The sequence below is a fragment of the Streptomyces sp. SM18 genome (genome assembly GCF_002910775.2).
Lineage (GTDB): Bacteria > Actinomycetota > Actinomycetes > Streptomycetales > Streptomycetaceae > Streptomyces > Streptomyces halstedii.
In genome coordinates this window covers 7,681,456-7,703,166 of the sequence record NZ_CP029342.1, presented here as the reverse complement: position 1 = coordinate 7,703,166, position 21,711 = coordinate 7,681,456, and the positions used below count along the sequence as shown (strand labels likewise).

Here is a 21,711-nt window from a genome sequence, read left to right as displayed (position 1 = left end):
CCTGGTTCTGCTGCTGCCGAGCAGTTTCCGGCTCCGGCCGCTCGGCGCCCTGGCGGGCCTGGTGCTGATGTTCTTCGGGGTGGGGATCGGCGCGCTCCTCCTTCGCCCTGGCGCTCCGTTCCCGTGGGCGCAGACCCTGTTCTACGGGTGCAGCAGATGCTCTTCTTCCCGCTGCTGCTGCTTCCGGTGTTCTGCTGCCATCACCCGGGGCTCGGCCCCCACCTGTGGCTGCATGTCCTGAGCCGGGTCAACCCCGCGACCTATGTGGTCGAGGCCGAACGAGCGCTGTTCGACGGCCGGTTCGCCGAGACGAGCGTGCTGTACGGGGGCTCGCGGCGACGGCTGTCGCGGTGCTGGGGGTTGTCGCGGGTATCCGGGGGCATGCGCGGATGCCTCCGTGTGACGTGCCGGCCGCCGCATCCGCCCGCTTGCCGTCGCCATCCACCACCGCCACCGCCATCCACCGCCGCCGTACGACTCTGTAACGGCTCCGTGCGCGAAGGAGCACGCACCGTGACTGCTGAAGCCCTCCGGGTTACCTCGTGTCCCGAACTCCGCATCGTGGACGTCTGGTTCGACCGGCCTGCCCGTACAGCTGGCTGACCGCCCGCTGGTTGCGGGAGGCTGCCCGTGTCCGTCCGCTGGAGCCGCGCTGGCACCTGATGAGCCTGGCCCTCCTCAACGAGGACGGGGACGGTGATTGCGAGGGCGACCGTGGGGGGTATCTGATGGTGCTGTTCGGATCGGTGCCGCCGTCCGGCATCATCATGGCACGAGGCCCTGGGTCGCTTCCATGCTTCCTTGTGGGCCGGTCTCGGCTCCCCCGGGGGGGTGGCGGGAGGGCCGGGAGGTGGATCAACGATCCGGTCCTGGCACTGGCCACGCGGGTCTGCCGCCGGAGCTGGCGGCGGCCGGTACGTCCACCGTCTATGACGAGGAGCTGCGGGCTTCGCACGCGGAGGCTGTACGGCTCCTGGGGCCCGGGCCGGGACGCCGGTGGTGGCGGTCGGGGATCCGGCGCAGCCGTACCGTCCTCTGTCGGCGTTCTCCGGGCCGGTGGTCTCCCGCGTACCGAAGGGGGAGGAGGCGGGGCGGCTGTGGGACGGGACGGTGTTGGTGGCCGGGATCCCTGGGTTCCATGAACTCAAGGGAAGGCCTGCGGATCCGGACCCGGACGTGACCGGATCGGATGTGGCCTGGCGTGACCGGGGCTGGTGTGGGGCTGGGGCATTCCCCCGCGGCCGGTGTCGCTGGGGCCATTGGGACGGGGACGTGCGGGAGCCCTCGGCTCCCGGGTCAGTGGTAGCCGAGGTAGCCGCAGACGTGAGGGCTTGGGCGGTGTTGGGCGGGGCCGTGTCGGTGGTCCGGTAGCCGATCGGGCCGGCCACCTCTTGGGGTGGTGCGGCGGCCGAGCGGGGTCTTCGTGTGGAACCGTTCGGGGACCGTGTCGGTCGTGGTGTCCTACGCCGCCGCGTATTTCGCGCGGGTCTGCTGTGGTTATGTGTCTTGGCGTATCCGGGGGCGGCGGGCGTTGACCGTGTTGCCGGTGTCGGCCCGTTCCGGTCCGGGGGCCTTGGTGAAGCCGACGACGCCGTGCTTGGAGGCCGGATAGAGGGTGCGGGGTGGTGAGTACGATGCCGTGCTTCCGGCCCGTGGAGGGGATGTCGGTGATGCGTTCCCGGGCGTTCTCCGGCATGCCTTGCCCCTGGGTGGCCGGTGCGGCCCGGGTCACCCGGAACACGCTGTGGAGGTTGGTGTCGACGGCGTCGAGCCGGAGCTTGTCCGTCAGTCCGTCGTGTCCGTCGGTGGGCGGTGGGGCCTCCCTCCCCTGTTGGCGTCCGGTGTTGTTGACGAGGACGTCGACCGGGCCGTACCGGACGGCGGCGGCGTCCACCTGCTCGGTGGAGCGGACGTCGCGACTCCGCCCGCCGGCGTCGGGACTCTCTTCGCGCTGGAGTTCGGCGGTCACGGCGACGGTGTGCCGCGCGCGGAGGAAGATCCGCAGGCCGTCCCTGCCGAGCGAGCGGGCCACGGTGAGGCCGAAGCGCGACTCCCCGGGGGCAACCGTCCTGGGTTTGGACCTCTCCGACAAGCCGGCGCTGACCGAGCCCTGGCTCACGGCACCGGTCGGGGATCAGAGCAACCCCGGGTACTGACCGGACCGGCCCCGGGAGCACCGTCTGTTCGACGTCGTCATCGCCGGTGGCCACCAGTGTGAACGAGCACGTGTACGTCTCGTTCCGGGATTCTTCTTCCTGTAGGTGCGTCCCGGCGGTCTCCAGGCTGGCGCGGGGCCTGGACGACTCGTCGTCCGCACGTGCCGCGGCCCCGGGGGCGCACCGAGATAACTCGGTACGTCGATGCTCGCCGGGACCGTCCTGGTCCTGGAACGGATGGTGGACGCCCATCGCCCACCGGACCGGGCCGGGCGCACGCCATACGGCACGTGTCATACGGTCGGGGCGAGAAGATCACGGGCTGCGATTGTTGGGAGGGCACCGCCTTGAGGACACACGTCCCTTATCTCTTAGCCGTGGCGAGCACCGTCGCGACGCGCCGGGTGGACGAGAGGCTGGCGGCATACGGTCTGACGGTGCGCCAGTACGGGTTGCTCGCCCAGCTCTCGCTCGAACCCGAGCTGACCATGGCGGAGCTGGCCCGTCAGCTGGGCATCGCCCGGCAGTCGGTACACCAACTGGTCAGCGAACTCGTCCGGGCCGGCCATGTGCGCCGCCGCCCCGGGGCCGACGAGCGTTCACGTCGGCTGGAGATCACCGATACCGCGCACTATCTGCTGACCCGGATCGACGGGCCGCTGGAGCGGGTGGAGACGGAACTGCTCGGCGCTCTCGCCCCGGACGAAGCCGAGACCCTGCGCAGTCTCCTGCAGCGCGTCCTGGCCATGCCACGACGACGAGGCCTGGCTACCCGCCCGCTGACGACAGGCCCAGCACGTACCGGCGTACGGGACGTACCGGCGTGCGGTGGGCGGCAGCCTCCCGGTGGGTGGCCTCGGCCGCCTTCCAGGACTTCTCGGCGGAGGAGACTGTGGACGGCCTGGCGGCGCTGAGCCAGTGGCGGCGCCCGACTGGTGGTCTGGGACACGCTGATGATGCGCAGGGCGGTCGCCGCGCCTGCCTCCGGGCTGGCCACGCGCGCGCCTCCTCCACGACTCGACCCGGTAGGCGCGACGCGGGAACGGCACTCGGCTCCACCCGCCGTGTGGCCCCACAGCAGCGGGAGGGCCCGCTCGCCGAAGGGCTCGGCCGGACAGCGACCCGGTACGGCAGCGGGTTCACGGAGGTCTTGGTGACCGGCCGATGGACCACCGCTCCACCCGTGCCTTGCTGCGCTTGCCCACCGGCCTGCCGTGGCCACCCGCCCGTCACGCCTCCACGACCGGCGGTCCGTGGTGTCTGAGTGGCTGCGCGAGCCGCCGACCAGGCGCCGGGGCCGTCGCCTCGGGCTGTCCCCTTCCGCGAGGTGACGGGCGGCGGGCAGGCCTCCGTACCGGCCCTCCTGGAGTCGCTCCGCGAGCCGGACGCCGAGGCGGTGGCCCTCGACGCCGGGTTGGCGGCCAAGACCGGGCGGGCCCCGGGAGCGTGCGGGCGGTGGACCTCGTGCCACTGGGCACGCTGCTCCGCCCCCGTTCCGCGAGCGCGTACCAGGGCTGCTTCAACACCACAGAACGTGCTGGCACACAGCACGGCGTTGCCTCGGACGTCGGCCCGAGGCAACCTGTGGAACGTCCACCCGCAGGCGGAGCCGATCGAGCGGTTCGGCGCCGGACTGCGCCTGGACTACGCGTGCCCGGCGCCGGTCCACTGCTGCGCCTGGCCGAACTACGCAAGCCGACGGCACAGGTACTCGACGCGCCCTCGTACGCGAAGAGCGCGGCCCGGCTGCGGGCCGCGATCCGTGACGCGCGCCCTGGCCCTCCCAACCGGCCCCCTTCCTGCATGAACTGAGGGCGCATCACCGATCGTGTGCGAACCGGATGAAGCACGCTGGCGACGCGGACGTATGTGCCAAGATGCGTGCGCCCGCGCTCCGGCACCGCGCGGCATGACAGAGGTCGGGTGGTGGGGGTGTCGACGAGCAGGCGGAAGCAGTCCAGTTCGGGTACCCGATACGCCCGACGAAGTCGGTGACGTCGATGAGGTCGGTGAGGTCGGTGACGTGCGTACCCGGTGTCCGCAGGCTGTCGAGGAGCACCCGGCTCGTGGTCTCCGTGCGGTTGGGTACAGACGAGGTGGTGGGACACCACCGCGACACCGTACTCGCGCCGGGATTCGCCCACCGCCACCGGACATGGGCATTCCCTTCTCGTCGTACCGCAGTTGTGCCCAGATCAGCTCTATCCAAGTTTGACTAGCTGCACGCCTACGGTACCTTCAGTGCGACTAATCAAGTTTGACCTGACGGCGGCGGCGCTCTACCGTGACGCCAACTAGTCAAATTTGTCCACTGGTGAAGGAGGGTGCTTTGTCTGACCGCGATCTGGCGATCGTCGTCGAAGGTCTGCACAAGAGGTACAAGGACAAGCAGGCTCTCGACGGGCTCGACCTCACGGTGCGGGCCGCAACCGTCCAGGGGATCCTCGGCCCCAACGGCGCCGGCAAGACCACGGCCGTACGCATCATGTCCACGCTGCTGCGCGCCGACGAGGGACGCGTCGAGGTGGCGGGCATCGACGTGCGTACACGAGCCGACGAGGTGCGCTCTCAGATCGGGCTGCTGGGCCAGAAGCCGCCGTCGACGAGGAGCTCAGCGGCCGCCAGAACCTGGAGATGTTCGGCCGCCTCCACCACCTCGGCGGCCGGCGTGCCGGGGCACGGGCGGCCGAGTTGCTGGAACAGTTCGGCCTCGCCGACACCGGCAACAAAGCCATCAAGCAGTACAGCGGCGGCATGCGGCGGCGCCTGGACCTGGCGGCGTCCCTGATCTCCCGGCCGCAGGTGCTCTTCCTGGACGAGCCCACCACCGGGCTCGACCCCCGCGGCCGCACCGAGGTGTGGAACGCTGTGCGCTCCCTGGTGGGCGGCGGTACGACCGTACTGCTGACCACGCAGTACCTGGAGGAGGCCGACCAGCTGGCCGACCAGATCGCGGTGATCAACCACGGGCGGGTCATCGCCGAGGGCACGGCCGACGAGCTGAAGACCAAGACCGGCGGCGACCGCATCGACGTCATCCTCCACGACGTGGCACAGCTGGAGCGCGCCGCCGCCCTGCTGCCCGGTGACGTGGACAAGGACGAGGACCGGCGGATGGTCAGTGCCTCGATCAGCAACAGGATGGCGGCCCTGACCGAGACCGTACGGGCGCTGCGGGAGGCCGGCATCGAGGCGGAGGACATCGCCGTGCGCCGGCCGACCCTCGACGAGGTCTTCATGCACTTGACGAAGGAGGAGGCCGCATGACCACGGCCCATGGTGTGACCACGGCCCGGGTGGACACGACGCACGGGACGGGTTCGAAGCTGAGCTGGGCGCTCGCCGACTCCTGGACGATGACCCGGCGCGAACTGGCGCACTGGGCGCGCCAGCCCGTGCAGGTGATCGTCGGGCTGGTCTTCCCGGTGATGATGCTGCTGATGTTCGGCTTCCTGATCGGCGGCGGCAAGGGCATCGAGGGGGACTTCACGTCCTACCTGGTGCCCGGTATGCTCACCATGACCATGGCCTTCGGTCTTGAGGCGACCATGCTCTCGGTCACCCAGGACCTCGGCAAGGGGGTCATCGACCGGTTCCGCTCGATGCCGATGAACTCCGGCTCGATCCTGGTCGGCCGGAGCATCGCCGACATGCTGCAGTCAGTGGTCGCTCTGGCGGTGATGACCGGCGTCGGAACTGCGATCGGCTGGCGCTGGAACAACGGATTCGTCTCCTTCATGGGAGCGGTGGGCCTGCTGCTCCTGCTGCGGTTCGCGATGCTGTGGATCGGTATCCATCTCGCGATGGTCGCGGGCAAGCCGGAGCTGGTGCAGGCCGTGCAGATCCTGGTCTGGCCGGTCGCCTTCCTCTCCAACGCCATCGCCACGCCCGGTTCGATGCCCGCCTGGCTCGGCACGGTCGTCGAGTGGAACCCGATGTCGGCGACGGCCACCGCGGTACGGGGCCTGTTCGGCAACCCGGGCACGGCCGGCGACTCCTGGGCCGCGGCCCACGCGGAACTCCTCGCACTGGCCTGGCCGGTACTCCTGGTCGCGATCTTCTTCCCGCTCGCGGTCAAGAGGTTCCGCGACCTCAGCCGCTGACATGCCCGGCCCCGGTCCCCCGTCGGGGCCGGGGACCGCTCCGGCCGCGCCACCGCCGTACCACCACTCCGGCCGCACCACAGCCTTGGAGAAACAGGAGCATGCCCCACCCCTCCGCCACGTCCTCCGCCGTGTCCCACGCAGCCGACAGCCACGACCTGATCCGTGTGCACGGTGCGCGCCAGCATAATCTCAAGGACGTCAGCATCGCCCTGCCCAAGCGCCGGCTGACCGTGTTCACCGGGGTCTCCGGCCCGGGCGAGAGCTCACTGGCGTTCGCCACGATCGCCGCCGACCCGTCGACTCTCACCAAGGACTTCGTGAATCTCTCCGATCTTCGTACCAAGGCCCCCTCGCTCGCGGCCGGCATGGCCGCCGCCGATCACAGCCCGGACAGCCAGCTGTCCCAGACTCGCCACCGCACCGCGCTCGTGGCGAGCTGGCACATCGCGCCAGGTTCAACCATCCTCGAACTGGGCTGCGGCCAGGGCGACATGACCGCCGTCCTGGCAGAGGCGGCCGGTCCCGAAGGGCGCGTGGTGGCCGTCGACGTGGCCGAGCCCTCCTACGGGGCGCCGGTAACGCTCGGAGAGTCAGCAGCCCGGCTCACCGCGGGCCCCCTCGGGCCGCGCATCGACTTCCGCTTCGGCACCGACGTCCTCGACCCCTCAACGGACTTCCCCGAAAACACCTTTGACCACCTGGTGCTCGCACACTGTTCCTGGTACTTCGCATCGCATGAACAACTACGAGACACACTGACCCGGACACGGCCATGGGCGCGGCAACTATGGTTCACCGAGTGGGACTTGACACCCGCGTCCGGTGACCAACTGGCGCACCTCCTCGCCGTGCTGATCCAGGGCCAGATCGAGGCCGCAGGAGCGCATGGCCAGGGCAACGTCCGCACACCCCTCTCCCGTGAGAGGCTGCTACGGCTCCTGCCTGAGGCCGGCTGGACACCCGACGGCAGCAGGTCGGTCGACACCGAAGAACTCCAGGACGGTGACTGGGAAATCGCCGCCTGCCTCGACCTGGCCGGAACAGAGGAGCATCTGACCACACTGCCCGAGCCCGTACGCCAACTCGTCCTGAGCCAGATCGACGTACTCCGGGCCACCGCCAAGCCACGCGGCAACCGCGCGCTCACCGCGTATTCAGTCACCGCACACTGACAGACACCCCCGTCACCGCACACTGACACGCACCTCCTGGCAAGACCAAAAACCAAGGGCTCGCGCACCCCGGCACAAGACAGGGCAGCAACGCAACGCAGCGCGACTCCACCTGTTCGCCCCACCGATGGAGAAGACCGAGATGAATCGCGACGCCGCTCTCCACCAGATCAGCCACATAGCCTTCGAGAGGGCGTTCGGCCGGCACGTCGGATCCGACCGTCTCATCCAGGCAGGGTTGGACGCGCTGATGGCCGGGGTCGAGAGCCCTTCGCTCGCCCTGCTGGCCGGCCTCTTGCGCAGCGAAGAACCAAAAGCCCCGGACCTCTTCAACCAGGTGCTGGAGGAACTCGGGCTCCAGCCGCCGGCTGACCCGCGGGCCGCGAAGTGGGCGATGGCCTACTGGATCGCCCGCCGGATCGTGAACGGATCGCTCGATCCCGCCGCCGGCTCCCATCTGATCTGGGCCGATGTCGCCTATGACCTCGGCTATCCCGACGACCTGCTGCCACTCGTCGGATGCGCAAGCAATCTGGAGGACTGGGACGAGAACTGGGGTGTCTCCATCGAGACACTGAAGAAAGAAGCGTATGAGGCAGCTGAACACCTCCTGAGCAAGCAGCCGTCAGGCGAGCGCACGACCTGACGGAACCCGTCCCGCCGTCCGGCCTGACGGCTCCCGGCCACACAGCGAGCACGCCCGCTCCTGCCGACGGCCCACCGGCTCGGGATGGCGGCGGCCCGTCGACGAGAAGCCCTCCGTGGTCCACGACCCCACCGTGCCGCTCGCCCCGATCGCCCCGGACCCGGCACTCAACGCCTTCCGCCGTCTGCGGGCCAAGGAGGCCGGCGCCACCAGACCGGCTGCCGGGTCCACGGCCGCCGATCCACGGTGCCCACACCATTCACGGCCGCCACGGAGCGTACGTCGCCCCGGTCACCGCCCGTGCGGCACCGCCCCCGCCCCGTGCGACGCGACTCCGGCGGTCAGGCCCCCAGCCCCGCGTCCCGCGCCAACAACGCGGCCTGCACCCTGTTCTCGCATTCCAGCTTGGCGAGGATCCGGCTCACGTACGTCTTGACCGTGGCCTCGCTCATGTGGATACGCCGGCCGGCGTCCGCGTTCGACAGACCCTCACCCAGCAGGGCCAGCACTTCGCGCTCCCGGTCCGTCAGCTTCTCCAGTCGGCGGCGGGCCCGCTCCCCGCGCTGGGCCATGCCGCCGGACGCCAGGGAGTCCACGACGTGCCGGGTGGCGCCGGGTGACAGGTATGCCTCACCGGCCGCTGCCGCCCGTACCGCGCGCAGAAGTTCCGCGGGTGCCGAGTCCTTCAGGACGAAGCCCGCACTGCCACCGCTCAGGGCACGCAGCACGTTCTGCCGTTCACCGAACGTGGTCAGGATCAGCACCTGTACGCGGGGCGCCACCCGCCCGAGCTCGGCCAGGGCGGTCAGTCCGTCCATGACCGGCATCTGGATGTCGAGCAGCGCGACGTCGATGTGCCGGGTCCGGACGAGCTCGACGGCCTCACGGCCGTTCCCCGCCTCGGCGACCACCTCGATGTCCTTGGCCGAGGAGAGAATCATCCGGATACCCGCCCGGATCAGCGGCTCGTCATCCGTCACCAGAACCCTGATCACGACTCTCCTGAACAGACCACGCAGCGCGTTCCACCTCTGAGCACCGGACCATCATCCCCGATCGGGCCGGCCGCCTCGACGCCGGGCACCGTCCGTCCTCAGCTCTTGACCTCGAAGGACTTCTTCTCCACCAGGTCGCCGTCCTTGAAGCAGAACCGGAACACCGGTTCCGTGTCCCAGCTGCTTCCGAACTCCGTGGAGAGCAGGGTGAGGCACCGGGCCCCCTCCGGTACGGGTGGGGCGCCCTTCTCCACGCCGCTGGTCAAGAAGGACTCCCCGGCGGGAAGTTGCCGCCGGACCTCCGCCTCGGACTGGCCGACCGTCACCGCGTCGTACTGCTTCGGTTCGATCATGGCCTCGTCGGCCTCGCGGAAGAGGAAGACACCGCCGACGATCAGCGCAACCACCAGCAGTACGGCGATCAGGGCCGCCACTCCGCAGCCGATGGCTATCCCGCTGCCCCTCTTGTTCCTGCTCATTGCCCTGGCCAGCTCCTTCGGAAGACCGTTCCCGTCGATGACAGGGTCAATCTCGCCGAAAGAGCCCGCGGAATTCTGTGCCCGGAAGTCGTCCGGGACAGCGACGAACGTCGCATGGGCGCGGGCCGGCGAGGTGTACGGCAGGACGCCCGCCAGACGGAATCCGCCGTCGGCCGTGCGGCCCGCGTGCACCATGCCGCCGACGAGCCGGGCCCGCTCCTCCAGCCCGGTCAGCCCCTGGCCGCCGTTGGCCACACTGCCGGGCACCGGTTCCGCCCCCGGGCGGTTGGTGACCTCGACGACCACGGAGTCCTCCTCGTACCGCAGACCGACGGTGATCAAAGCACCCGGCGCGTGCTTGTGGGCGTTGGTCAGCCCCTCCTGGACCACCCGGTACGCGGCGTGGTCCGCGGCCGGGGCGAGCGGGCGCACCTCACCCGAACGCCGCAGCTCCACCGCCGTACCCGCCCTCCGGCAGGTCTCCACCAGACTGTCGCGGTTGGCGGTCTTCTGGCCGACGGTGAGCTTGTGGGTACGGCTGGCGTGAAAGCCGGTTGGCTCCGTTCACTTTTAGCAGCAGCGTTTGTACGGCACTTTGGGCAGCAGATGTAGGTCGACGGGCTCGGGAATGTTCACGAGAAATGACGTCAGCGCATGGGACGGCCCGCCGCCCGTGAGGGCGGCGGGCCGTCGAAGCGAGCCAGGTTGAGGTCAGCCAGCCTGGGCGGAGTCGAGATGGCGGGTGTCACCGAGGCTGACCACTTGGCGGTTATGGAAGAAGTCGTCTTCGCGCAGCGTGGTAATGCTGCCGGAGAGGGCCCGAAAACTGGCATAGCCGGCCGACTCGATCGGCATCTTGATCCAGGACGCCACGACGAATGTCAGGGAGCCGCCGTGCGTCACGATGATCTGGTGTTCGCAGGGGTTCTGCAGGATCTCGTCCGTGGCCGCGTAGATGCGCTGCGCCCACGCAGCCTTGGTCTCGGAACCCTCCACGCCTTCGTCGTGTTCCATTCGCTCCCCGACAGCCGGCGGGGGCACGAAGTGCCGGTTCAGCCACTCCTGCGGCTTTCCCCCCGCCTCACCGTAGGACTTCTCCCGCAGCCTGCGATCCAGGATCGGCTTCACGCCGAGCAGTTCGGCTACCTCCTCGGCCGTCCGCAGGGTGCGCAGCAGATCCGAGGAGAACAGCTCCACCTCGGCGCCGTCCGGGATCTGGGCCCGCAGCGCCTGGGCGATGGAGACCGCCGCACGGACTCCGGCGGGCGTCAGTTGGGAGTCATGCCATCCGCCGACGACTCCCTCGACGTGGTGCGTCGCCTCGGGGTGGGTGACGACATAAAGAGTGCGCATGAGTGCGTGTCCTCCTGTGCGTAGCGTCCTGCCTGATTGCAGTCCGCAACTAGGGAAGAGACAGTTCAGAACCATCGAGCGGGTTCTTCGGCTCGGGCTCGGGTGCTTGCGAGGCGGTAGGAGTCGGTGCCGGTTTCGATGATGGTGCCGTTGAAGGTGAGGCGGTCGACGATGGCCGCGCAGAGGCGGGGGTCGGTGAAGGTCTTGGTCCAGCCGCCGAAGGACTCGTTGGAGGCGATGGCGACGCTGTTCTTCTCCTCGCGCTCGGTCAGGACCTGGAAGAGGAGCTCGTCCCGCTCAGCCCGCACCGCATCCAGCTGCTTGGCCAGCTATTCTTCCAGTTCGTCCAGTTCCGCACGGCGCGCAGTGATGCGTTCCAGCAGTTCGGGATCCAGCATGCACAGAATCGTAGGAGGCGGCAAAACCGCAGCTTGCAGGAACCGGCGTCAACTCCCAGTTTCTGCTGTCGGCTTCTTGCTCAGGAACTGCTTCGCCGCCTCGACCGCTTCCCGGTTGAGCTCTTCGACGGACACTCCCCAGCTCTCCTCCCATTCGTCCAGGTTGAGAGCGCACGAGACGAGAGATTGCAGCTCTTCGGGGTAGCCGAGGTCGTAGGCGACGTCTGCCCAGATGAGGTGGGTTCCGGTGGCGGGGGCCAGGGTTCCGTCGGCGATCTGACCGGCGATCCAGTAGGCCATTGCCCACTTTGCGGCCCGAGGGTCGGCGGGCGGACGGAAGAGCAGTCCCAGCTCCTCCAGTACCTGCTCGAAGAGTGCTGGCGCTTCGGGTTGCTCGCTGCGGAGGAGGCCGGCCAGCATGGCAAGGGAAGGACTCTCGACCTCGGCAATGAGTGCGTCAAGCCCTGCCTGGATGAGTCGGTCGGAGCCGACGTGCCTACCGAATGCCTGCTCGCGCCCGATGCGACTGAGCTGTCTGAGGGCATCATCGCGGGTCATCAGAGTCTTTTCGGTCGGCATCTGGGGACAGAAGGCTCGCACATCCGTCGGCCCTGCTGCATCGCCTTCTCTGCGGCCCAGCCGTGATCTGACAGACGATCTTCTCTGCGGACTCCCACTCACGACCAGCACGAGTACCCAGGGGGACCAGCCACACCAGCCCATTAGACCCTGTGTGATGTTGTGATCAGTGATCAGTTGGGTGGTCGCAGGAGGTCGTCGATCCAGATCATCGAGGCGCGGAGGGCCGGCGTACCGCTCGCCCCACGCGCCGCGTTCGCGAGGGGCATACCGGTTCCATACCGCCGCCGCACCGCGGCCGAAGCCGGGGCTTCTAGCTTTCGTTGCGGCGGTGGGCAGCAGCCTGCCGCACACTGCCGGACCCGGCAGGGGTGCCCCGGCCCGGGGCGCCGCTGCGGTCCGAGGCGATGATTGGAGATCACGATGACGGAGAACACCGCTCCCGAGGAGTCCCCTGAGGTCGAGGCGCACAGCGCGGCGGACGACGCCGCCCAGGCGCCCGAGCAGTTCCACGACGCGTCCGAGATCATCTGCGGCGTCTACGACAAGGAAATCCAGGTCTGAGGGTCCTGACCTTCTTGACCGGGCCGGCCCGGCGGTTCGTCCGGCGGGCCGGCCCCGTCCCTGACGGCTCGTGGAGATGTGGACATGGTGTTGCGAATCCTTGAGGGACAGTCCGGTGTGTGGTGCCAGGGCGCGGGCGGCACCCTGCTGCTGCCGTTCTCCTACGCGGTGGACGGGCAGCTCACCGCCGAGGGCCGCGCGGAGGTGACCCGGTCCGGCATCACCGGGCACCGGCCGCACAAGAGGTACAGCCTGACGGTCGTCACCGCCACCGACTGCAACCTCGGCTGCCCCTACTGCTTCCAGAACACCGCGCCGGCCGAGCCCGGCCGGTTCGATCCGCCGCGGATCCCGCGTGCCGTGCTCGACGACGGGACGATCGAGAAGATCGCGGCCTTCACCGGCCCCAGGATGCGCCGCGCCGGTATGGACCGGTTGTTCGTGCTGCTCTTCGGCGGCGAACCGCTGCTCAACCCGGCAGCCTGCCGGGCACTCCTCACTCGGCTCGGCCGGCTCGCTCCGGTCACCGCCTCGATGGTCAGCAACGGCGTGCTGCTGACGCCGGCCACGGCCCGGGGCCTGTGCGCGCTCGGTCTGCGCTCCGTGCAGGTCACCCTGGACGGCCCACGTGACCTGCACGACGGCATACGTACCTCACGGGCCGGGCGCGGCACCTTCGAGCGCATCGTCGCGAACCTGGCAGCCGCCCAGGAGACGACGGACCTGCGCTTCACCCTCCGTGTCAACGCCACAGCCGACGTCCTGCCCCGCCTCGAGGAGCTCGCCGCCCACCTGGCAGGCCGTCTCGACGCGTCCCGCTGCGTCTTCGACGTGGCACCCGTCCTCAACTACGCGGGGCTGTACGACGCCGGGATCGACCACACCGGGGCCGAGGTCTCCGCCGTACTGCGCGGTTATGCCGCCGCCCTGGACCACGGGTTCGAGGTGGGCTGGCCCGGTGCGGGGGCCTGTGGTTTCTGTACCGAGCGCGACGGTACGACCGGTGCCGTGGTCAACGCCGACGGAACGCTGTACAGCTGCTGGGAGACCATCGGCAAACCGGGGTACGAGGTCGGCACCGTCCAGACCGGATACACCGACTACCCGGACAGTGTCTGGGTCAGCTGCGGGAGTTCGCCGCGCGGGAATCCGCGAACGGCTCGGCCGTGTTCGCCGAGCGGCTCGCCGTCGGACTCATGGAGCTTCTGCGCGGCCGTCGCCGGGGGGCGGCCGCGCAGAATGGCCGCCGCCCCGCGGGTGTGTCGTGAGGGCGCTGTTCTGCCCGCTCTCCGACCCCGGGTATCTGTATCCGGCCACCGCCGTCGCGTTGGAGACGCACCGGCGCGGCCACACGGTGTCCGTCATCGCGTCCGGACCGGCCGCCCGTGCCGCCGGGCGAGCGGGCCTGACCGTCCTGCCGTCGAACGAGACGTTCGCCGTGAGCCGCTGGTTCCGCTCCGGGTACGGGCAGTACCACAGCGTACGGCAGGCGGCCCGGCAGGCCCGGCCGGACGTCCTGGTGACATCGGTGCTGTGTCCGGGGGCCCTCGTGGCGGCCGAGGTGCTGGGGCTGCCCGTCGTCGTGCTCGGCCTGGCCTGCCACCTGTGGCCGCATCACGGGGCCGACGGCAACGGCGATCCCCAGGACCGGGTCTGGCGCCTGGACGGTGCCCTGGACGTCTACCGGGCGCTGCGTGCGGAACTGAACCTGCCCGGTGCGGACAAGGCCGGGCAGGACGCCCTGCTGGGTACGTCCTTCCTGCTGCGGGGCCACCCCGGACTGGAGCCGCCGGGGGCGGAACTCCCCGAACCCGTGCGGTACGTGGGCCCCTGCTGGTGGGAACCGCCGGCCGGTGAACGGGACCTCCTCTCCGTACGGAACCGGCTGGACCTGGTCGGCAAACCCGTCGTCTACATCCATCTCGGCCGCGTCTTCGGTGGTGAGAGTCTGTGGCCCTGGATCCAACGGGCCTTCACCGGCGGGGAGTTCCAGGCGGTCGTCGAGCTGGGCCGCAGCACCGCCGCGCCCGCCGGGCTCCTGGGCACGGCCGATGTCACCGTGGTACGCCACCCATGGATGTCACCGCTGCTCGAACGGGCCCGTCTGGTCGTCAGCAGCGGCACCAGCGCACCGGTGCTCGGTGCGCTGCTGCACCAACGGCCCCTGCTGGTCTCACCGAACGGCGGTGAGCAGCGTGTGCTGGCGGCTGCCTGTGTACGCGCGGGTGTGGCCGTACCGGTCGACCGCGCACGCGGGGGCGACCAGTTGTCCTTCGTCGCCGGTGACGACGCGCTACTCGCCCGTACAGCCCGGATGTCGGGTGACCTCGCGCAGGGCAAGAGCGAGTCCCGAGCCGCGCAGGCCGTGGAGGAAGCCTGCCGCTGAGCCCCCGCATCCCCGCATCTCCGCATCCCGTGTACGGAAGGGACAGTCACATGACCACCACACCCACTCCCACTCCCTCGCTCATCGACCAGGCTGCCCCCGCTGATCACGCCGCGGTCGCCTACGACGCGACCGCGCCGTTCTACGACTCCCTCACCCGGCACGACAACTACGACGTCTTCGCCGACCTCCTGGAAGGCCTGATCAAGCAGGCCGGACCGGCCGGCACACGGCTGCTCGACGCCGGCTGCGGAACCGGGCGCAGCAGCGTTCTCTTCGCCGCCCGGGGATACCGGGTCACCGGGTTCGACATCAGTGCCTCGATGATCGGCATCGCCCGTACCCGGCATGCGGACAGCGGGATCGACTTTCACGTCCACGACATACGCAGGCCGGCGCCTGGCGAGGGACCGTACGACGTTGTGCTGTGCATGAGCGACATCGTCAACTACCTCGTCGATCCGGCACACCTCGCGGAAGCGTTCGCCCGCCTGTCCGCAGCCATGGCACCCGGCGGTGTCCTGGTCTTCGACGCCAACACCGCCCTGGGCTACGACCTGATGAGGGAGCCGCACATCGTCCGCGACGACGGACTGTTCGCCGTACTCACCGGAAAGCACCTGGCCTCCGGCGGCCGGTACCAACTGACGATGGACGCCTTCCGGGCCGAAGCCGGTACGGACCACTGGACGCGCAGCACGGTCGAGCACCATCAGGTACACCACAGCCAGGACCGGTTCGCAACGCTCCTGGAGGCGGCCGGTCTGCGGCTCACCGCCCGTCACGGGCTGCACATCTCCGGCAGCCTGTCCGACGGTGTGGACGAGTCCGCCCACACCAAGGGTCTCTACGCCGCCGTCAAACCACGGACCGCCTGACCGCGCCCGGAACACGCCCCGCCGCCCCGGTCTCTCGACGTCCCGAACGGGAGAGTGTGTCCCCTTGATCAACAGGAACTTCACGCTGCTGTGGACGAGCCAGGTCCTGTCCTGCACAGCCGGCGAGATGGCCGCGCTCGCCCTCCCGATGGCGATCCTGATCACGACGCACTCTCCGGTCGACGCGGGGCTGGTGGCCACGGCGATCGGTGTCGCGGAACTGATCGCCAAACTGCCCGGCGGGCTCCTGGCGGACACGGTCGACCGCAGACGCCTGATGATGTTCTGCGACGCGGCACGCGCCGCACTCGCCCTGACCCTCGCGCTCGCCCTGGCCACCGGACGGTTCAGCACCGCGCTGGCCATGGCCACCGGAGTCCTCACCGCCGTCCTGTCGACGATGTTCTCCCCGGCCGAAGGAGGGGTGATCCGCCAGATCGTGCCACGGGAACGGCGCCGCGAGGCGGTCACCACCAACATCGTCCGGACCAACGTGGCCATAGCCGGAGGGCCACCCCTGGGCGGTGCCCTCCTCGGCTTCGGAGCCCCGCTCGTCTTCCTCATCGACGGGGCCTCGTATCTGGCGTCCTTCGGCCTGCTCTCCAAGATCCGGTACGTTCATCCGCCCGCGCCCACGGACGCGGACACACCCCGCCGCGGACTACGGCACATGGGAGACGAACTGACTCGCGGCATACGGTGGGTGTTCCGCCGCCGCTCACTGCTCGCCCTCATAGGGTTCGTCGCCTACCTCAACCTGCTGGGCCGAGCGGTCGAGCTCCTGGCCGCCGTCCAGTCCTCGGACTTCGGCAGCGAGCCGGTGGCGGCCGGTGTAGTGCTGACCGCCGCGGGGTGCGGGGGCATCGCGGGCGGCATCAGCGCCGGGTGGGTGCTCAAGCGGCTGCGCCCGGCGACCATGATCGGTGCGGTCTGCGGATCCTGGCTGGTACTCATCCCGCTCACGGCGACCGGCCATCAAGCCCTCACAGTCACCGCGATCTTCGCCCTGGTCTTCGCTCTGCCACTGATCGGAGCCCTCGTCTCACTGTCCGTGATGCTGGACTCCCCCGCCCATCTCCAAGGCCGTATCTCCACCGCCACGACCATGCTCGCCGTGAGCATCGCCTGGGTCGGCCCAGGAGCCACCGGATTCCTGATCGCGGGCCCCGGGGCGCAAACAGCCTCGCTGATACTCGCCGCACCACTCGCAGTCATGCTGTTTCTGCTGCTGACCAGCGCGCGCCTTCGGACCGCGTTCAACACCCTCAGCACCGGCGACACAAGCGAACCACCACCACTACCAACTGAAAACAAAACAACTGAAACAACGGAAACAGGAACAACGAAATCGGCGAAAACGGAAACGGAGACGATCTGAACCGCCACGACGCCTCTTGGGTCTTCATGGTGCTGGCGACCGAAACCGGCCGGCCGCTCAAGGACCGTCTTGTCCTTCATCACACCGTTGATGTCCACCCCGTGGCGCATCAGCAGGTCCATGCCTTGCTCATGACCGAAGCCCGACGTCGCCGATCATCGGCTGTGTCCTGCTGTTTCACACTGCCGTACGCAGGCGCGGGATTCCCCGGCTGCTCCCCCTCTGCCCGCGTGCCGCCGGTCCGGCCACGGACGGGCCAGCGGCACGGACACTGCCAGAGATCCCGCCGGCGAAGGCGACCTGACAGCTAGCCAGCCAGCACACAGCCGGGGCTTCTGGCACACCGGCCGTGGCCGGGCCGGCCACGGTCAACAGTCAGTGGGTGAAGCCCCAGTCGAGAATCTTGGCAGCATCGCCGAAGACCTCCTGGTCCGCGCCGACGATCGCGCCGACCAAGGTGCGATTGTCCCGCTCGGCGGCGAAGACGAGCGAGTAGCCGGCCTCCGCGCCGCTGCCCGTCTTGACGCCGAGAGCACCGTCGTAGGTACTCAACAGGTCGTTGGTGGTGTTCCAGGTGTAGTACCGGGTACGGCCATTCGCCGCCGGAGCCTCCGTCTCGAACTGCTCCAGCTTCACGATGTCAGCGAAAACCGGCTTCAGCATCGCACGCTGGCCGAGCTTGGCGAGGTCCCGGGCGGTGCTGCGGTTGTCACCGTGCGAGATACCGTCGAAGGAGTCGAAGTGCGTGCCGGTCAGACCCAACTGCTGGGCCTGCGCGTTCATCTGGTTCTCGAAGTCCGCGATCCGCGCTTCCTGCGTGTCCCCGTTGCCGAAACTGTCGGCGAGGGCCATCGCGGCGTCCCCGCCGGAAGGAATCAGCATGGCATGCAACAACTGGCGGGCCGTCAGCTTGTCCCCCGTCTGGAGATCGGCGGTACTGGCGCCGTTCTCGGTGACGTAGTCCCGGTACTCCTGCTTCACCGTGATCTGCTGGTCCAGCCACTCCGGATGCTGGAGCACCACGAGCGCTGTCATGATCTTGGTGGTACTGGCCATCGCGACACTCTCGTCGGCCCTGGCCCCGGCCCACATCGCCCGCTCCTGGCTGCCGTCGCGGGCATCGAGCAGGAAGGCGTTGTCGGCGGCGACGTCAGGCGCGCTCTGGTTGCCGACCGCGGGTGCACCCTCGCCCTGACTGTCCGCGACATGCGTGACAGTGGAAGTCGCCGCTTCGGCGAGGCCGCCGGCGGTGATCGGCAGAACTGCACCGACCAGCGCCACCGTCGCAAAACGGGCTCCGGTGCGATGAATACGACTGGGGCGGGCATGCAGACCCATAGGGCTCCCCTTCTCCCGGCACTGGGCGCCGGCTCATGACGGACAACGATGCGTACTGAACGCTACGTCCATACGAATAACCACTGTCAAGATCAACATGTCATAGCCGGGTAACAGGAACCACCGCCATGGAGATGTCGTGCAAACCCTTTGTGAAACCCATGACCCCAGCTACACGCCGTCGCCCAACAACCCCGACACACCACGAAATCAGGCACGCCCCATACCACCCGACCAGCCACCTTCAAGGCCCCGAAGCCCGGCCCCGCAAGAGAACTGGGGCACGCCCCACAAACTCCACACCGTCTTCACCATGTCGAACGCGAAAAGCACCAGGCCCCCGGACATTCCAGTCACTCGCACGGCCACGCACGCGCCCCTCACCGGGAAAACGTGTTGTGGCTTCGGTGGGCGTGCACGACCCTGCACGGATGGAGATTCGCCGTCTTGATCTGCGCCGCCACGACGAGTCCGACGCCTGGTACCGCGCGTTGCGGGAAGCCCCCTCCGCCGACCGCGTGGCGCCCGTGGTGGTCGAGCGCGAGGCTCTGCTGACCTCGCTCCGGAGCAACGACGGCAACCCGAACTACGATCGCCGCGCGTACGGCGCATGGTGCGGCACCCGGTGTGTCGGCGCCGCGCTGCTCGTGTTGCCGCGCCACGACAACACACACCTCGCCGAAATCGGGATAGACGTCCCGCCGCACGCCCGTCGTCGCGGTGTCGGGCGCGCGATGTTCGACCGTCTTCGCGACGTGGCCCGCCAGGAAGGCAGAACCGTGCTGGCCACCGAGGTCGACGCGGCCGGCATCGGCCCGCACACCCTCGCCGCCGCCCCCGGCGGCCGCTTCGCCCTCGCCTGTGGCTTCTCGCCCAAGCACACCGAACTCCGGCTGGTACTCGACGTGCCCGTACCGGAGATGAGGCTGAGGGCACTTGAGGAGACCGCCGCGAAGCGCGCCACGGAGTACCACGTCGTCGGATGGACCGGCCTACCGCCACTCGACGTACTCGAACCCTTCGCGCACCTGCACACACTGATGGACGCCGACGTGCCGACAGGCGAACTCAGCCGGGAGCCGGTCGTCTACGACGCAGAGCGTGTCCTACACGGCCAGGAGCGGCTGGTCGAGCAGGGATACGGCCTGGTCACCACGCTGATCAGGGATCAGGCCGACAGTCCCGTCGGGTACACGACGATGTTCGTGATGGGCGGGGGGAACCGGGAGGTGCTGCAGGACAACACCTTCGTACTGCGCTCCCGGCGCGGACGCGGCCTCGGAATGCGCGCGAAGCTCTCCAACCTGCGTCTGCTCAGCGAGCATTACCCGCACGTCCGCCGTGTACACACGTGGACGGCCGAGGACAACGACGCCATGCGCGCCGTCAACCAGCGTCTCGGCTTCCGTCCTGTGGAGACCATGTACCAGCTCGAACGCGCCTTGGACCGAAGGGCGTAACGAGGGATCGCGGAGGTGTGCTCCAGCGTCTCGTACGTGAACCGCCGAGGTCGCGTCAGTCCGGCTCCGGTACGCGGCCGTCGTTCTCCGGTGGGCGCCGGCCGATAGTGTGGCCGGCATGTCTGAGGGGATCACCTGGATAGGTGCGTACAGCCGTACTCACGCGGGGGGCGTGCCCGGGATGCGGGGGCACATCTCGCTGACAGCGGCCCGGGGTATCGGCGCCGAGGAGTTCCTGATGGCCCTCTGCGCCGACCTCGCGCAGTGGGAGGACGGGCTGCCGTACAAGGACTGGCGGACGCTGAGCGCCGACGGGGGCACGGTGTCGGCGCACGCCAACTGGGCGATGTACGGCGTGCACGGGGAGTGGGTGTACGTGCTGGAGGACTGGGGCATGGCGACCTGGTACACGAGCTTCAGGAAGGTCGAGGGAGTCGCCCCCTACCCGGACGAAGAAGTCCTTTGCCTGACGATGAACTCGCACTGTCCGCCGAGCCTGCTCGTTCACGCGCCGGGGGACAGCGACGACCGGCACGCCGAGTTCGGGGAAACCACCGGATCGGGGTCGGCACTGGACGAGGCGCTCCGGGCCGCGGGCGCGGTGCTCCCACGGCCGGACGCCCGTGACGAGACGGCGGTCGCGCGCTACGAGGCGGAGAGCGAGGCACTGCCGCGGGCGGTGTTCGCCGCCGTCGGAAGCTACACGGGGCTCGTGATCGACCAGGGCGCGGTCGAAGCCGGTGATCTGCCGCTGGCCGTCCTGCACGGAGTGACGTGACTCGGCGGCCGGCCGGAACACGGGGCACACCGCCTCGTGCGACGGGCCCCCGGGTGGTACGACGGCCGACGGCACCCGGTCCGCCGCCCGCCGGCACCGGTCATGTCCGTGCCCGTGTCATGGGCGGGCCCCCATCCACCGCACGCGGTCGCCCGGACACCGGCCCGCTGAGCGCTCCCCCGCGCGCCGGTGGCTCGTGGCCCTCACCTGCGCAGCAGCAGCGAGGTGACGCGGAGCCGGCCGCTGTGGATCCATACGTCGGAGTACTCCACCGGCCGGTCGTCGGCGAGGTAGGTGACCTGCTGGAGGTACTGCACGGGGCCGCCCTCGTTCAGGTCGAGGGCGGTGGCGACGTCGGCGGTGGCGGCCTCGGCGCTGAAGGTGCGGCGGGCCGTGGCGATCTTCAGTCCGTAGGTGCCCTCCAGGACGCCGAAAAGACTGGCCGACGTGAAGTCGACCTCCTCGATCCCGGGTGCGAGATCGGTGCGTACGAAGTTGAAGAGCAACGCGACCGGCCCCTGATCGGTCCTGCGGACCCGCACCAGCCGCAGCACCTGGGTACCGGGGGCGACGTCCAGCAGAGCCGCGACGGGCTGCGGCGGGACGATCAGTGAGCATTCCCGCACCGAGGTGGTGGTGACGACACCCTGGCTGGCGAAGTCCTCGGACAGGGTGCTGAGTTTCTGGGCGATGGCGGGTTCGATCGTCGTCGAGGTGACGAAGGTGCCGCGCCCCCGTACCTGTCGTAGCAGGCCCTCCTCGATGAGCGTGGTCAGGGCGCGCCGCAGGGTTCCGCGGCTGACTCCGAACTCCTGAGCCAGTTCCGGCTCGCTCTTGAGGCGGTAGTGCGGCGGCCACTCGCCGCCGGCGATACGCAGTCGGATGTGTTCCGAGACCTGCACGTGGATCGCCGTGGGGACATCCCGCTTGATGCCCGGGAGTACCCCTTTGTCGGCCGTCACAGTGGTCGCATCTCCTTTGCCCGGTTTCACCGGAGGACGGGTGTCGCTCCGGACGTGGGAGCCGTACCCCGGCCGCAGTGAGC

Annotated in this window: 17 protein-coding genes and 8 pseudogenes; 17 read left to right on the top strand and 8 right to left on the bottom strand. The window is 69.3% G+C overall.

What is annotated here, in order from left to right:
- Window positions 1-542: 542 nt before the first annotated feature.
- A pseudogene (locus B9S64_RS35360) lies at window positions 543-644 on the top strand (disulfide bond formation protein DsbA); the annotation flags it as partial.
- A gap of 334 nt (window positions 645-978) precedes the next feature.
- Window positions 979-1,137 (top strand): annotated as a pseudogene (locus B9S64_RS35605) (disulfide bond formation protein DsbA); the annotation flags it as partial.
- Window positions 1,138-1,296: 159 nt separating this feature from the next.
- Here the strand turns inward: B9S64_RS35605 and B9S64_RS34090 are convergent.
- Window positions 1,297-2,092, bottom strand: a pseudogene (locus B9S64_RS34090) (SDR family NAD(P)-dependent oxidoreductase).
- Between the two features lie 441 nt (window positions 2,093-2,533).
- Here B9S64_RS34090 and B9S64_RS34085 point away from each other — a divergent pair.
- The 8 genes and pseudogenes from B9S64_RS34085 (at window position 2,534) to B9S64_RS34060 (ending at window position 8,080) form a co-directional block, all read left to right on the top strand.
- Window positions 2,534-3,070: a MarR family winged helix-turn-helix transcriptional regulator gene (locus B9S64_RS34085; protein ID WP_219963723.1), complete on the top strand. Its 537-nt coding sequence runs from the start codon at window positions 2,534-2,536 to the stop codon at window positions 3,068-3,070.
- Between the two features lie 736 nt (window positions 3,071-3,806).
- Window positions 3,807-3,968 carry a hypothetical protein gene (locus tag B9S64_RS34720; protein WP_181012263.1) on the top strand — a complete coding sequence of 54 codons (162 nt, stop codon included), beginning with the start codon at window positions 3,807-3,809 and terminating at the stop codon, window positions 3,966-3,968.
- 472 nt (window positions 3,969-4,440) lie between these two features.
- Window positions 4,441-4,925: pseudogene (locus B9S64_RS35600) on the top strand (ATP-binding cassette domain-containing protein); the annotation flags it as partial.
- The gene (locus B9S64_RS35595; protein WP_375153046.1) at window positions 4,911-5,423 is read left to right on the top strand and encodes a DUF4162 domain-containing protein; all 513 of its coding nucleotides are present in this window, start codon (window positions 4,911-4,913) and stop codon (window positions 5,421-5,423) included. The pseudogene B9S64_RS35600 and the gene B9S64_RS35595, both read left to right, overlap by 15 nt.
- Window positions 5,420-6,259, top strand: a complete 840-nt coding sequence (locus tag B9S64_RS34075; protein ID WP_103490911.1) for an ABC transporter permease — start codon at window positions 5,420-5,422, stop codon at window positions 6,257-6,259. Before B9S64_RS35595 ends, B9S64_RS34075 begins: the two co-directional genes overlap by 4 nt.
- A 101-nt stretch (window positions 6,260-6,360) precedes the next feature.
- Window positions 6,361-6,576, top strand: a pseudogene (locus tag B9S64_RS34070) (hypothetical protein); the annotation flags it as partial.
- A gap of 3 nt (window positions 6,577-6,579) precedes the next feature.
- Complete coding sequence (locus B9S64_RS34065; RefSeq protein WP_103490919.1) at window positions 6,580-7,434, top strand: class I SAM-dependent methyltransferase; 855 nt, start codon at window positions 6,580-6,582, stop codon at window positions 7,432-7,434.
- A gap of 127 nt (window positions 7,435-7,561) precedes the next feature.
- On the top strand, window positions 7,562-8,080 hold the full coding sequence (locus B9S64_RS34060) for a hypothetical protein (RefSeq protein ID WP_258037826.1): 519 nt from the start codon (window positions 7,562-7,564) through the stop codon (window positions 8,078-8,080).
- A 341-nt stretch (window positions 8,081-8,421) separates the two neighbouring features.
- Here B9S64_RS34060 and B9S64_RS34055 read toward each other — a convergent pair whose 3' ends face one another.
- The 5 genes and pseudogenes from B9S64_RS34055 to B9S64_RS34035 all read right to left on the bottom strand — a co-directional run bounded on the left by B9S64_RS34055 (window position 8,422) and on the right by B9S64_RS34035 (window position 11,884).
- Complete coding sequence (locus B9S64_RS34055) at window positions 8,422-9,075, bottom strand: response regulator transcription factor (RefSeq protein WP_103490909.1); 654 nt, start codon at window positions 9,073-9,075, stop codon at window positions 8,422-8,424.
- Between the two features lie 98 nt (window positions 9,076-9,173).
- Window positions 9,174-10,058, bottom strand: a pseudogene (locus tag B9S64_RS34050) (sensor histidine kinase); the annotation flags it as partial.
- Between the two features lie 207 nt (window positions 10,059-10,265).
- On the bottom strand, window positions 10,266-10,907 hold the full coding sequence (locus B9S64_RS34045; protein WP_103490908.1) for a histidine phosphatase family protein: 642 nt from the start codon (window positions 10,905-10,907) through the stop codon (window positions 10,266-10,268).
- 65 nt (window positions 10,908-10,972) lie between these two features.
- Window positions 10,973-11,197 (bottom strand): annotated as a pseudogene (locus tag B9S64_RS34040) (ATP-binding protein); the annotation flags it as partial.
- 156 nt (window positions 11,198-11,353) lie between these two features.
- Entirely contained in the window at window positions 11,354-11,884 is a 531-nt protein-coding gene (locus tag B9S64_RS34035) for a hypothetical protein (protein WP_258037825.1), read from the bottom strand.
- A gap of 423 nt (window positions 11,885-12,307) precedes the next feature.
- On the opposite strand from B9S64_RS34035, the gene B9S64_RS34715 reads away from it, so the two are divergent.
- The 5 genes and pseudogenes from B9S64_RS34715 (at window position 12,308) to B9S64_RS34015 (ending at window position 17,090) form a co-directional block, all read left to right on the top strand.
- Window positions 12,308-12,448 (top strand): hypothetical protein, encoded by a 141-nt coding sequence (locus tag B9S64_RS34715; protein ID WP_164345433.1) that lies wholly within the window; start codon window positions 12,308-12,310, stop codon window positions 12,446-12,448.
- 84 nt (window positions 12,449-12,532) lie between these two features.
- A pseudogene (locus B9S64_RS35590) lies at window positions 12,533-13,102 on the top strand (radical SAM protein); the annotation flags it as partial.
- 610 nt (window positions 13,103-13,712) lie between these two features.
- On the top strand, window positions 13,713-14,834 hold the full coding sequence (locus B9S64_RS35350) for a glycosyltransferase (protein ID WP_103490906.1): 1,122 nt from the start codon (window positions 13,713-13,715) through the stop codon (window positions 14,832-14,834).
- A gap of 50 nt (window positions 14,835-14,884) precedes the next feature.
- Window positions 14,885-15,712: a class I SAM-dependent methyltransferase gene (locus B9S64_RS34020; protein ID WP_103490905.1), complete on the top strand. Its 828-nt coding sequence runs from the start codon at window positions 14,885-14,887 to the stop codon at window positions 15,710-15,712.
- Between the two features lie 64 nt (window positions 15,713-15,776).
- On the top strand, window positions 15,777-17,090 hold the full coding sequence (locus B9S64_RS34015; RefSeq protein ID WP_181012262.1) for an MFS transporter: 1,314 nt from the start codon (window positions 15,777-15,779) through the stop codon (window positions 17,088-17,090).
- A gap of 375 nt (window positions 17,091-17,465) precedes the next feature.
- Here B9S64_RS34015 and B9S64_RS34010 read toward each other — a convergent pair whose 3' ends face one another.
- On the bottom strand, window positions 17,466-18,428 hold the full coding sequence (locus tag B9S64_RS34010; RefSeq protein ID WP_103490903.1) for a D-alanyl-D-alanine carboxypeptidase family protein: 963 nt from the start codon (window positions 18,426-18,428) through the stop codon (window positions 17,466-17,468).
- A gap of 431 nt (window positions 18,429-18,859) precedes the next feature.
- Between B9S64_RS34010 and B9S64_RS34005 the strand changes: the two genes are divergently transcribed.
- Entirely contained in the window at window positions 18,860-19,888 is a 1,029-nt protein-coding gene (locus B9S64_RS34005) for a GNAT family N-acetyltransferase (RefSeq protein WP_103490902.1), read from the top strand.
- Window positions 19,889-20,006: 118 nt separating this feature from the next.
- Entirely contained in the window at window positions 20,007-20,666 is a 660-nt protein-coding gene (locus tag B9S64_RS34000) for a hypothetical protein (protein ID WP_146060112.1), read from the top strand.
- A gap of 203 nt (window positions 20,667-20,869) precedes the next feature.
- Here B9S64_RS34000 and B9S64_RS33995 read toward each other — a convergent pair whose 3' ends face one another.
- Window positions 20,870-21,628, bottom strand: a complete 759-nt coding sequence (locus B9S64_RS33995) for a GntR family transcriptional regulator (protein ID WP_103490900.1) — start codon at window positions 21,626-21,628, stop codon at window positions 20,870-20,872.
- Window positions 21,629-21,711 lie beyond the last annotated feature (83 nt).